At 34.0% G+C, this 13,932-nt stretch carries 9 protein-coding genes; 1 reads left to right on the top strand and 8 read right to left on the bottom strand.

The features are described 5' to 3' along the window. Positions 1 to 9 precede the first annotated feature (9 nt). From M3650_RS09380 to M3650_RS32275, 8 genes are all read right to left on the bottom strand, one after another. Positions 10 to 753 carry a sugar phosphate nucleotidyltransferase gene (locus M3650_RS09380; protein WP_251574101.1) on the bottom strand — a complete coding sequence of 248 codons (744 nt, stop codon included), beginning with the start codon at positions 751 to 753 and terminating at the stop codon, positions 10 to 12. Next, a complete protein-coding gene (locus tag M3650_RS09375) occupies positions 750 to 1,175 on the bottom strand; it encodes a GtrA family protein (protein WP_251574099.1) in 426 nt (141 codons plus the stop codon). Before M3650_RS09375 ends, M3650_RS09380 begins: the two co-directional genes overlap by 4 nt. After that, on the bottom strand, positions 1,153 to 2,127 hold the full coding sequence (locus M3650_RS09370) for a glycosyltransferase family 2 protein (RefSeq protein ID WP_251574096.1): 975 nt from the start codon (positions 2,125 to 2,127) through the stop codon (positions 1,153 to 1,155). Before M3650_RS09370 ends, M3650_RS09375 begins: the two co-directional genes overlap by 23 nt. Then, positions 2,124 to 4,487, bottom strand: coding sequence for a YfhO family protein (locus tag M3650_RS09365; RefSeq protein ID WP_251574093.1), 2,364 nt, complete (start codon positions 4,485 to 4,487; stop codon positions 2,124 to 2,126). The genes M3650_RS09370 and M3650_RS09365 overlap by 4 nt, the downstream gene beginning before the upstream one ends. Positions 4,488 to 4,495: 8 nt before the next feature. Continuing rightward, entirely contained in the window at positions 4,496 to 6,265 is a 1,770-nt protein-coding gene (locus tag M3650_RS09360; protein WP_251574090.1) for a glycosyltransferase family 2 protein, read from the bottom strand. A gap of 689 nt (positions 6,266 to 6,954) precedes the next feature. Then, positions 6,955 to 8,166, bottom strand: a complete 1,212-nt coding sequence (locus M3650_RS09355; RefSeq protein ID WP_251574087.1) for a glycosyltransferase family 2 protein — start codon at positions 8,164 to 8,166, stop codon at positions 6,955 to 6,957. Positions 8,167 to 8,192: 26 nt separating this feature from the next. Beyond that, complete coding sequence (locus M3650_RS09350) at positions 8,193 to 9,479, bottom strand: ABC transporter ATP-binding protein (RefSeq protein WP_251574085.1); 1,287 nt, start codon at positions 9,477 to 9,479, stop codon at positions 8,193 to 8,195. A 13-nt stretch (positions 9,480 to 9,492) separates the two neighbouring features. Then, entirely contained in the window at positions 9,493 to 10,866 is a 1,374-nt protein-coding gene (locus M3650_RS32275) for an ABC transporter permease (protein WP_251574083.1), read from the bottom strand. A gap of 1,093 nt (positions 10,867 to 11,959) precedes the next feature. Here M3650_RS32275 and M3650_RS09340 point away from each other — a divergent pair. Then, on the top strand, positions 11,960 to 13,795 hold the full coding sequence (locus M3650_RS09340) for an O-antigen ligase family protein (RefSeq protein ID WP_251574081.1): 1,836 nt from the start codon (positions 11,960 to 11,962) through the stop codon (positions 13,793 to 13,795). The last annotated feature ends 137 nt before the right edge of the window (positions 13,796 to 13,932 follow it).

The following is a 13,932-nucleotide window of genomic DNA, read 5'->3' as shown; positions in this document are numbered from 1 at the left end:
TAACTCTCCTTACAGCTTCAGTTTACCAAACTCTTCACCAAACGTAATATCTTTGGCAAGTTCGTTCGCTCGTGCAAGTGATGCATGAGTACCGGCATCTGTCCACCAGCCTTGAAGAACATCAAATGTAAGTTCATTTCGCTTTATGTAAGCATTATTAACATCTGTGATTTCAAGTTCACCACGGCCAGACGGCTTAAGTGTTTTAATAATATTAAATACTGTATGGTCAAACATGTAGATTCCAGTTACTGCATAATCGCTTTTTGGCTCTTTAGGCTTCTCTTCAATAGAAACAATATGGTCACCTTGTAACTCTGCCACACCATAACGCTTCGGATCATGAACCTGTTGAAGGAGTATTTTAGCACCCTTCTTTTGTTTCCGGAAATTGTCTACATAATGGGCGATATCATCTTCGAATACATTATCGCCCAGGATGACGACCATTTGATCCTCCCCTACGAACTGTTCAGCTAAGTCAAGCGCTTGAGCAATACCGCCTGCTTCGTCTTGAACCTTATAGGTAAAGCAAACTCCCATATCACTTCCACTGCCAAGTAGATTTACAACTTCGCCCATATGTTCTTTACCGGTTACGATCAGGATATCTTCTATTTCAGCTTGCTTTAATTTATTCACCGCATGAAATATCATAGGATATTTGCCTACAGGCAATAAATGTTTATTTGTTACTTTGGTTAAGGGATATAAACGTGAGCCCGTTCCACCCGCTAAAATAATTCCTTTCATAGTTTCTCCTTCTCTAAGTTATTTTTAAAAGCCCATGCTCTATTAAGTATAAAATTATTAACAGGAACCAGCACTGTACTTGTCAATTGAGCATAAATATACCATATTCCCAACAAATCATTCATGATATACATTATTAATAAATTTAATATGAGACCCGACAAACTTACAATAGTATATTTTATTGAAGTAGAGAGCATTGTTTTATTCGATTTTATTTTGAAAGTCCAAAAGAAATTCAAGAAAAATGAAAATATTAGTGAAAAAACAAAACCAATGACTGATGAAATCAGCGGATTGACCCTTATTTTTTCTACTAATACAACTACTGAAAAAAAATGAATACCTGCACCGAGTAAGCCTACTAAAGCATATTTAGTTACTGTGTATATCCAAGTTTTATAAGATTGTTTCATATTCATGATTCATTACATCTTGATTTAATTGTGATTTCTTATTCGTAAAAACTGTCTTTATGATATATCTTGGCCTGGACTTAATCTCTTCGTATATTTTTGCAATATACTCACCTATAATTCCAATAGCAATCATAAGTATACTTCCTATAATCAATAACAAAAGTATTACAGTTGTGAATCCACTCACCGCATTACCACTTATTTTTTGAACTAGAGTCTGAACTCCTAGTATCATCGCTCCAACTAAAAAGAACACTCCTATTGTTGTGATGAAATGTAAAGGAACTGTTGAAAAAGCTGTAATTGCATTTTTGGCCAAGATAAACAAGGACTTGAAGGACCACTTAGTAATACCTCTTTTTCTTGGCTCAACACTAAAAAGTACTTTCTTTCTAGAATATCCAACCCACGCAGAAAGCCCCCTAAAAAAAGTGTTTCTCTCTTTCATACTATTTAATGACTCAACAACTTTTCTATCCAACACTTTAAAATCAGACGCTCCTGATAAATCATATCCAGCTAACTTGTTTAATACAACATAAAAAGTATTCGAAAAAAACTTATTCCATAATTTTTCGTCACCTCTACTGGATTTTACAGCTTCTACTACCTCGTACCCTTGTTCCCAATATGACAACATCTTCCCTATCAAATTAGGGGGGTGTTGTAAATCGGAGTCCATAATAATAGACGCCTCTCCCTCTGCATACTCAAGACCAGCAAATATAGCTGCTTCTTTCCCAAAATTCCTACTAAACCTAATAATTGTTACATTTCTATATTCAGTTGCTATCTTTTCTAATTCACCCCAAGTATTATCGGAAGATCCATCGTCCACCAAAATATAGTTAAAATCATAAGTAAGCTTCTCTAAATGACTGTTTATCTCATTTATGTTTTGGTAGATATAATCTCCTTCTTGATATACCGGTACTATTATTGAAATATTTTTCAATTTAATCTCACCTTATCACTTTTTCTACGTTTGAGAACGAATTGACTATAAACACAAAATATAACCACAGCAATAAATGTAGTGATACTAATCGTAGCACTCACATAATATGTTTTTGGCTCGAATTCCACAATAATATTATGCTTTCCTTTTTCTAATTCGAGTCCAAGAAATGCACCATTTGCCTTCTGCATATCTTTTTTTATACCATTATCAATTGCTATCCATCCATTGTAATAAGTTTTATTAATATATATTGCTCCATCACTTTTCATATTAACGCTAACAGAATATCTTGTTTTATTTATTTTTTGTAAATCGATAATTTCAGCAGGTACTGAACTTTGTATTTCTCTTCCATTAGATAAGAGAATTCTATAAGGGTCATCTGTAAAATCATCTGCTGTTACATCCCCTGTCTGACTCTTCACATTATAACTGATGAACGCTTCTGGTAATACGTTCTTATTTTCAAAAACAATGTATTTTCCCCCGTTATATGTACCTATAGTGTCAAATAGTTCTGCAGGAAATATAAGGTTATTGGCTTCTAAATAAGTTTTATTTGCTACAATGTAACGTACCCCTAATATATTAAACATTGGTGAATCATAGTTTACTAAACTTCCCAACTCAGATTCATTTTTCATTGGAAAAACACTATTCAGAAATTGATCATAACCATTTACTCTCATTGGATTATAAGAATAAATATTTTCTAAATCTGCAAGCATTGACTGATTCTGCATAGTTGCCGGGAAACCTAAATACAAGATTTTATTTGCCTTTCCTGAATTGTCTGACTCTATTTTCGATTTTATCTCATCTATAAATTCAAGATGCTCTCCGTATAATGCACTTTGAGTAAATACGGTTTTCACATCTAATCTTTGGCTATTAAATATTTGGTTCGCATTAAATGTAAAAAGCTCGAATAAGAGTATCACTGATAAAAATATTTTCAGCCTCTTGTGATTAATAAATTTTGCTAAATATAATTTAAGAGAAAACGCAATCAACAACACAATTACAATCGAAATAATCAAATTATTTATAATTGTGGATATCTCTATTGCCTGACCTTTAATCGAAAGTATTACGTAAAACGCCAATAACAAACAAACGAGAAAGAAAGCGACAATAGAAATGTTTCTCTTTGCTTTTATTAAAAATTCCTCTCCTAGTTTATCTAAATAATGCACACCAAATGCTGCAACTATGGAAACCCCAAAAGTTACAACTGCGTAGAAATTATAAGATCTCCTTAACTTATTGTATCCTGGGATTAAATAGTAATTGATATAATGTAGAATTGTTTCTCCACCAAACGCCATCAATAAATAGATAAAAGAAATAGTAATCCAAAAAACAATTATATCTCTAATACTTTGTTTTTCTTTCTCTCTATTTCTTGAACTAAAAATTAGAAGCCCCACAACAAAAAGAAATAGTGTTACTAATCCCAAATACAAATGACTTTCTACTATCTCTCGGGTAAACCAAGATGGTGTATACCCATATTTTCCAAAAAAGAATGGCAAGACTAACGAAATAAGATGAACGGGATTCAAATTTGCAGCCATTGAGCCATCTAAAGTCATTTGAGCTCTTGGAGAATTCATCATTAGTTCTGCAGTCGGAATTATTTGAATTAATGCAATCAATAATGAAATACTGTACAGTAAAAACAACTCAATAATAACTGACCTTGCTAGTATTAAGTCCATCTTCTTTTTATACAATTTCTTCCAAAGTAAATATAATAGAATAAGGTATCCCATATTTAAAGAAGTTTGGACATGTCCTGCTAATATACTCATCCCATATAATGACCCTGCAAGAACAATATAAAAATACTTTCTTCTTGAAGAATACGCATTCTCAATACAAAGAAGTATGAGTGGTAACCATGTAATAGCGTTTATTGTTCCATAATGCTGCGTATGGGTAGCCATAAACCCACCAAATATAAATATTATGCTAGAAACATATGATGAAAAAGGAGCCAATCCGATTTTTTTACCATAAAAAAAAGTAAAGATACCTGCTAAAATGAAGTGAAGTATTAATTGTAACTCAATAATAATGAATCCTGGGTTCCCCTTTATTAATGCAAGAATAAAATTAAAAGGGTATGATATAGCTGCTTGAGGGTCAGCAAATATCGGATAACCAGATAAGACTTTGTCAGTCCACAAAAAATTCCATTCTCTATAAGAATTTATAGTTTCATACAAATAAGGATAATGATAATCAAGAATATCCCATCCGAAAAAAGCTTTCCCAATGATTATTTGGAGATAAAATATACATACCGAAAGAAAAATCAATGAGGGATAGAACCACTTTTTTTGAGTCATTTCAGTACTCACCTTTTCATTTTCATATAAATTTTTTTTAGGACTTTATGCAGTAAGATCTTAACAGATGATTTGAACACGATTGATTGAACTGGGTTGGATTTATAATGACTTTCAAAATCTTTAAAAATCTGCCTATTAGTTAGACTCATATTATTAAAATGATTTTCTCTAACAATAGTTAAATATTTATCAAAAAGTTTTTGTCTGTCACTCGCAATACTTAATTCAGCTGGAACCCTATATAATGAGGTGAGTTTTTCGACATAATAAAAATCATATTTCAAAGCATAACGCAACCATAAGTCCCAATCTTCTAAAACTTCTAACTCAGGATTAAAGCCTCCTAGTTCTTTATAAATTGATTTTTTAAACAATACTGTTTGAATAGGAAAATAATTGTGATGCAACAAGACTAAACGGTTAAAATTTTGCCTATGCTGTACATTATGGAACAACTCTTTATACTTATATGGATTTCGGGATTCAACTTTAGTTGGAACTTCAAAAGCTAGTGAATAAGCAGCTTGGAAGCTAGTATTCTTCCTCAATTCATTTATCAATACTTCAATATGGTCAGAGTATAACAAATCATCATCATCTAAAAAGTTCAGATATTCTCCATTTGATTTCTCCAAAGCTATATTTCCAGCTACACATCTACCTACTTTTTCTTCAGTAGAATAATAAATATAATTAAGATCATTAAACTCACTTTTTATCATCTTTTCCGAGATATTAGGGCCATCTTCAATGATTACAACCTCAATATTTTTATAGGTCTGATTTCTTATACTTATAAGAGATTCCCTAAGTACATTTGGCCGTCCACAAGTACGAACTAATATGGAAACTAAAGAATTATTAGATTGTTTCTCATTAAGATAGAACGCACCATCTCTTACTATTTCATAATCCCAAATTTGAAAATTGGGTTTGAAATTCAACGATGAGTTTTTACGTCTCCACCTTCTAAACTTCATACCTTCAGAAAAACTCTTGAACAAGTTTACTAAAATTCTTCTTTTATGATGGTTATCTGGACCTTTTACAAAAAATAAAGTTTTATAAAGTGCGTATCCAGCAAAGATATCCTTCCATGATCCAAACTTAAATCTTAACATTACATTGTTATACGTACTATTATAGAACTGATTAGGTTTAACCTCTCCCGCACTTAAATAAGTAAAGTGATATACTACGCTTTTAGGTACATATTGAAGTTTGTAACCATAAGCTCTTAGTCTCCAGCTCAAATCTACATCCTCTGCGTACATAAAGATGTTTTCATCAAACATCCCTACTTTTTCAAAGCAGTCACGGCGTACAACACAAGCTGCAGCACTAGCCCAGGAGACTTCTAATGTAACAGGGTTATAAACTTTAGGATGCTCGTAAGGAAACTGCCTACATTCCCATAATCCAATGTTTTGATTACTTCTTTCAATAGCATTCCATAGCTCTGTAAAGCAATCTTCAACTACTTCTGTATCGATATTCAAGAAAAATATATAGTCCTGTTCTGTTCGATTTACTGCATAATTATTAGCTTTACCAAATCCCAGGTTTGTCTCTAACAAATGGAACTGGTAAGAACCAAACAAATTTTTATTTGGATAATTTTTGATTAATTCAGTTGACTTATCCGAAGAATTATTATCGATAATGGTAATGTGAACTTTGCTTAAAGGGTATTGGATTTTTTCTAAACTAGATAGACATTTTAAAATCCATTTTTCGGAATTATATGATACGAGGATAATATCGAAATTTATCAACAGTACGCCCACCTTATTTAAATTTGTTTCTATCTAGCTTCTCTATCCATCGCCCCCACCAAGGCTTGACCGAAGCACTTTATTATCTAAGTTTAATATTGCAGGTACTTGTTTTTAGTAATGTTAGTTGTTCTTTAATCAAGATTTAACTTTTTTATAAAATAACATTTTTACTTTAATTCTAAACTACGTTAATCAATCTCCACAACAAAGTATATATCAATCAAAACTCAGAGCATGACAATACTTCCAAGTAATCCTTTAATCTGAATTCAATACCCGTAATTCACAAACACGGCCTAGGTCCTCTTGACAATCCCTCCAATACTATTGAACACTTGAAAAGTTCGAAAAACAAGACGTGTTCAATATCATACAAATGAGTACATTCTGAAATCACGTCAATTTATTAGTTAAAGTCTTTTTTTTCTTCAGAGCCCCACACTCCATCATCCCATACCAAATTCTATACAAATACAATAGCATATTACTGCTGCTATTCTTATTGATGTAATACTTGCGCATATTTCCACAAAGAGGAGTTCGCGAATGTTTTTCAACCTTCTCTTCAGTTTGGTATATTCTATTATCTCCTCAAATTCCTGTATACTCTGGTCTTTACAAATGATTTCTGTATTTAATTCTGTAATGTAACGATTACTATGAGCAATCCCCCCCCTCAAGTTCCTCTATTTCTTATCTCTATGCCCTATTACTCCCTTAAGTTCTTCTATATCTCTATCTCTATGCTTTATTACTCCCTTAAGTTCTTCTATATCTCTATCTCTGTGTTTTATTACTCCCTTAAGTTCTTCTATATCTCTATCTCTGTGTTTTATTACTCCCTTAAGTTCTTCTATATCTCTATCTCTGTGTTTTATTACTCCCTTAAGTTCTTCTATATCTCTATCCCTGTGCGTTATTACTTCCTTAAGTTCTTCTATATCTCTATCTCTGTGCACTATTACTTCCTTAAGTTCTTCTATATCACTATCTCTGTGCACTATTACTTCCTTAAGTTCTTCTATATCTCTATCCCTGTATACTATTGCTTCCTTAAGTTCCTCTATATCTTTATCACGAGCTGCCACAACAGCTTTTAGTTCCTTATTTTGTTTTTTGTACATCTCAGATTCTGCTAGAGCAATATTTTTAATATTCGCTTGCTCTAAAGAATGTTGCCTGTATTCTAATAAAGGTTCAGGAATCCTTTTCGCAAGCCATCCTGCCAATACCATTCTATGAAATAGATTATAATCTTCCGGTAAGTCACCTTGATTTTTGTAGCCGCCAACTTGTTCGAATGCTTTACGTCTGTACATTGAAGATCCGTGCATATAATTGCCTTTTTTTAGTAATTCATCATCAAAATCCGGAAAAATTATTGTATAGTATTTCCTATCAATTATAGGCCCTTTCCTCTCCTCCAAGAAATTTTCATAGACCACTTTTGCTCTTTCACCGAAGAGCAAAAAATCAGTGTAAGCTATTGCTACATCATCATTTTGAAGGAGTATTTCAGAGGTTTTTTCAATATAATTGGGTTTGAACTTATTATCTGCCCCTAAAAAGCAAATAAAATCACCACAAGTCAACCCCACGCCGCTGTTGAAATTATCAATTATACCCATGTTACGGGAATTTCTATGGAATTTTATTAAACTAGGAAACTTTTTTTCGTAACATCTCCCTACTTCTTCAGTATTATCTTTTGAACAATCATCTAAAATTAATATCTCATGTGGCATTACTGTTTGCTTGAGAGCTGATTCTACGGCTTCCGGTAAAAAAGCGCCGTAATTATATGAAGGTATAATTAAACTTATTCGATAACTAGTTAATGAGGTGAAGTGTTTTTCTTCAGATTGGCCATCCGAATTACCATCTAATCTACCTATCATTTCATATGCCCTCCATTACATAGATTTTAAAGAAACTTATATTCTACAGACATAGGAACACCGACCATAGCCCATCTTTTTTGATTAGTTAGGTCACTAGATTTCACGATAACAACATTTTGAACCTTATCGTAGAATTCTTGAGTAGGAATATCATCTGCTAGAATAGTTGAAACTCCATATTCCCCTTCTTGAAGATAGTTACAAAACTTAAATATTACTACGCATTTACTTCCTGTTGATAATTTTTCCAACTTAACATTTTCATACTTTGTGTTAGTTCCTATAACTTCTAATTGATTTCTGTTTCGTAAATACAATGCTAATACTAATGATTCTACATCTTGTTTTACTTCAACATGTACTCTGACAGTTATTTGTTCTCCATAGTAAAAATTTTTACACTTCTCCTTTTTTCCATTTTCGACGATTACATTAGTGACCAGAACTTTTGCTGTTCCTTCACGTGATTTAAAAGCTTCAATAATCTCCGTCTCATCTGCAGCAATTTCTTTTTCGTATTCTCCATCAATCTTATCCTGTAATCGTTTTTCTGTATGAATACTCGTTAATCCATTTTTAATATTTTGATTTTTCAGATATAAGTCACATATCGGTCCACTTTCACCGTATGCGATAACCTCACCATTATTTAAGTAAATTGCTTTATTGCACAAAGTTTTAATTGTAATAATATCGTGACTTACAAATAAGACAGTTGTTCCTTCAGTTATCAAATCTTTTATTTTATTTATACTCTTCATTTGAAAATTAATATCGCCAACCGATAAGGCTTCATCTACAACTAAAATGTTAGGTTTAATGTTTGTCGCAACTGCAAACGCCAGTCTAACAAACATACCACTTGAGTATGTTTTTACAGGCTGGTTAATAAAATCTCCGATATCAGCGAAATCAATTATTTCCTGTAGTTTATTTCCAATCTCTTCTTTAGTTTTATTCATCATAGTACCGTGCAAGTATATATTTTGTATTCCTGTATATTCCGGGTTAAAACCTGCTCCAAGTTCTAATAATGCAGATATAGTACCATTAACGTAAACGTGCCCTTCACTAGGATTAAGTACTCCTGTAATTATTTTAAGTAATGTAGATTTTCCCGACCCATTAGTACCTACTATCCCTAAAATTTCCCCTCTGTTAACCGAAAAATTAACGTTTTTTAAAGCATAATAGTCAGAGTGATATTTTTTATGAGTTATACTTAATGATTCTTTTAGTCTATCTGCTGGTTTCTCGTACAATTTATATATCTTACTTAAATTCTTTACATCAATAACTACTTCATTCACGCTTATCACCTCATTACAACACATCCGCAAAGTGTATTTTTAATTTTTTGAATATCATAGTTCCAATCAAAAACAAGCCTGAAGTCACCATCCAAAAGTAGACTGTTTGATTTAAATGCTCCCATAGCCAAATATGATTGATGAAGGCATCTCTATAACCCTCCACTATATAAAACATAGGATTAAGCTTAAAAATCCATTGATATGGCTCTGAAACCATATTATAACTCCAAATAATTGGAGTGAGCCACAAACCCATTTGTAGTACAATTGCTATTATTTGCCCTAAATCTTTAAAAAACACAATAATCGCCGATGTAGCATAGGAAATTCCTAATACCAAAATAAAAGTACAAATAGTATAGTACAGTACTTGTGCTAAATGTATTGTTGGGAAATAACCATTTAATAAAAATAATACGATTGCGAACCCAATAAAAAATATATGAATAAAAAAAGCAGACAATATTTTCACTATTGGTAATATATCAATTTTAAAAACTACCTTCTTTACAAGATAGCTATATTCCAGCATGCTGTTTGTTGCATTGATAATAGCCTCGGAAAAAAAGAACCATGGTACAAGGCCTACAACTAACCAGAGTACGAAAGGAAAGTTTTCGATTGGAGCCGTTCTAAAACCGACCTGAAATACAAACCAATAGATCAAAACGGTCATCACGGGTTGAACAAAAGCCCAAAAAATCCCTAAGTATGAACCTGCATATTTTGTTTTAAAATCGTTTTTAGAAAGATTCCATATCATCCTTTTATTATGGTATATTTTTATAACCATCTTCTTAAGTAATTGATATCTTTTGATTCCTACACAAAGTAATAAATCAATTAATATGCAAAGAAAAATTTTATAGATATTATTTATATAATCATTGATTTGAGATATGTTCAATGAATCAATACTAGCTAGATTTATTACTATAAATGGATCCTTTCCACTAATGACTATCTCAATGTCATCATTACTCTGTTTAATACTCTCTATATCATTTGTCTTATTGCTTGTTCTGAATAAACCTCCACTAATCTCTGCGCTCTTCCAAAAATAATTGATAGAGATATTCTTGATACGAATGATCTCCTCTTGCGTACCCAAATCTAACCTGATTTGCTTTGTATCCGTAGGTATAGCATAATTCATTGTTTGGTTACTGCCTTGATTCGTGTAATTAATTTTCATCGACTTCTCTTCATTAAACTCCCCATTGTTACTGAAAAAAACTTGGTACATATCATTTTTCTGACTCATTACTTCATACTTCAATGTGATATTTTTTTTAAATTCTACATTTACATAACACAAAACTAAAATATTTATTGTGGCCGCAATTAAAACTACTAAAAACAGCTTAAAATACTTTCTACTCACCTTGATTTCCCCTGCCCTCTATCATCATGTTAGCTTTAAACATAATTATTAATGTGAAAACCTTTGAATTTTTATTCACTCATCTTTATTATCCAACGTGTCAAAAAGAATAAGTTGCTAGCAATTCACTAAATCTGCTTATTATTTTTTGTACACTATAAGACTGCATTGTTTAATAAACAGATTTCCAACAGTGATCCATTAATCTACATTACCATTCTTTTCAAGGCATCAAAAATATTACGTTTTCAAAGAAACTCTTTACTTTCAGGAGCTCTCCTTCTCGTTATTTAGACTAGAAAATATACTACATAACGATGATACTTTTTTGTATTTCCGTGTCTATTATAACGTAAGATTACCGAAAAAATTGAATTTCTATAATGATTAGTGAAATGGAAGTTTTCGACTACCTATGCTATTATTATTATCGTAATTTAATGCAAAGGAGAATAGAACTTTGTCTACATATGGCTATGGGGCTTCAAAGCCTAAGCAAAGAAACGACAAAAACGACAAATTCCCTCTTATTCATTGGGGAATGTTAATTACTCTTATTTTGTTCTTGTTCTGGTCCCCATTTCAGTTTGCTTTGTTTAACGGACAATTGACGTACTTTGAAAAACCGATATACTGGTCAGTCCTTATCGCTTCTATTCTATCATTCTTGGCGGCAGGATTCCTGCTTCAATTCAAAAAAAGAAATAATGAATCCGACATACTTACATCTATCGTATTCTTACTACCTATAACCTATGGAGTTTCGTCATTTTTTGCAGCTTCCAGTTATTTGGCGGTAAATGCTGTTCTAATCATGTTTACGTATGCTGTTTTCTTCTCTCTTGCCTATTTTATGTCTGGGGAAGAAAGATTGAATCGTATTATCCAGTTCACATTAACGGGCTCCGCCTATGCCATTGTTTGGTTCGGACTGTTGAATTGGCTTGGAAACGGTAAATTTGCAGCTGTATTCATTGGATGGTTTTCGAGGCTTAATGCGGACGGGTTGTATGAGCAAGCCATATGGATAGATGCCAACGGCCCGCGCCTTGCCTCCGTGTTTCAGTATCCGAACACTTACGCGGCCTATCTCATGGCATTTTTGTTTGTAGCCGTGTTCTATTTAACGACAACCCGCAAGGCGGTAAGTCATGCGGTTCATGGCTTCATGCTGGTACCGATTATTTTATCCATCTTTCTGACGCTCTCCCGCGGCGGCTTGGTTCTGCTCCCGGTCGTATTTATCGTTGTGTTGTTATTTGTTAAGCCTGCTCGGCAGCTGCTATGGATTTTGCATTTGGCCATAAGCGGTGCGGCAACGTTTGTAGTATTGAATCCCGTTTCGGAAATCGGCATTCAAGCTCAACTGAACCCAACGGAGGCTTCCTCCTTGAAGGGCTGGATGTATGTCCTTGGGGCATCCGTCGTGTCTGCTGCACTAAGCTGGGTCATTCAGAGGTTTGTTGCTCCTTGGCTGGAGAAAAAGCTTGGGAACTTCTCGGCCAAGAAATGGGCGAACGCCCTCATCCCTGTCGGCGGCACTGTTGCAGTAGCATTGCTTTTATTCATTTTCATCGGGACTAGCGCGAAAAATATGTTGCCAGAAAGCATTTCTTCCCGTTTAGGGTCCATTAATTTTCAACAGCACAGTGTTTTGGAACGTATAACTTTTTACAAAGACTCGTTGAAGCTGGTGGCAGACTATCCACTGCTTGGCGCCGGTGGCGGCGCATGGAGCGCGCTCTATGAGAAGTATCAAAACAACCCTTACGAATCAGCGCAGGCACACAGTTATTATATGCAATATCTTGTCGAAGTCGGAATTATTGGTTTTGTCGTTTTAATCGCATTTTTAGCATTCGTATATTGGAAATACATTCGATCTTTCATTACGGCAAATGAAGAAAAACGCAACAGCTACTTTATGTACTTCATTCTAGCTACTAGTATCTTGATACATAGCGTTATGGATTTTAATATGAGCTATGTATACATTGGCATCCTCGTCTTCATGAGTCTTGGAGGTATGACAGCCTCGGTAGAATCGAAACCGTTTGAGAAACTCAAACCTAAATCGTTCCGGATAGCCATGACAAGTATCCTTGGCGTCGTTGGGCTTGGGATGTTTATTACGTCGCTACTATTCCTGCAAGCTTCCAGTTCCTTTACAAAAGCACAAGAAACTGTGGCTCTAACGAAGGATTTTAATCAAACAATGGTTCACTTGGACAAAGCAATGAACATTCGACCAACAGTTCCGGAATACGCGGATTTTAAAGCTTATTTGTTCCAACAGATGTATCAACTACAACAAGACGAAAAGTTTTTCACCATTGCAGAACAGACCTTAAAAGAAGCCCTAAAAAAGGAACCTTATAACAAACAGTCTCTACTCAAACGTCTTATTAACGGTTACGAAATGAAAGGTATGGAGACAGAGTTATATCAGGTTTACTCTGAACGTGCATCTAGTTTCCCATGGGATATGGTATGGTACGATAAATATATGGAAGCTGCCCTGCGTCAAGGTGTAATTGCAAACAATGAGGCACCTGATAAGAAAAATGAATATATGGATGAAATCATTTCCGCATTTGAACATGTCAAAGCAGGAGTCGAGCATTTGAAGACGCTCCCTGAGGGGCAATTGCAAGGTAATGAGTTCTATGTCACCTCCCGCATGGCAATGAATGCAGGTCGGGCTTACATCATGAAGGGCGACCCAGGGCAAGCTGCAGAAGCGATGAAACCTTATTTGCAGGAAGACTTAAACGACTCCAATAATAAGGAGCTTGCACGCTGGTACGTTGCGGCAACCATGCAGCAAGGACAAGTCGACCAAGCATGGTATGACAAGCTCGTAGCAGCAGATCCTTCTGAGAAAGAACAAATCGAGCAAGTGGCAGCGATGCGCTTTAATGCAAAATAGCTCTTAAACCGAAAGACCCTAATCTCGATGGAAATTGAGATTAGGGTCTTCTGTATTCACATTCTGCGCCAAAATCACTCGTTGGTCACTTCATTAGTATGACAGGTACGGCTGGCCGATGCTAAGATGATCGTTCA

This window comes from Paenibacillus sp. MER TA 81-3 (genome assembly GCF_023713585.1).
Classification (GTDB): Bacteria; Bacillota; Bacilli; order Paenibacillales; family Paenibacillaceae; genus Paenibacillus_B; species Paenibacillus_B profundus.
The sequence above is the reverse complement of the archived record's forward strand: the minus strand, read 5'-3'. Positions and strand labels throughout refer to the sequence as shown.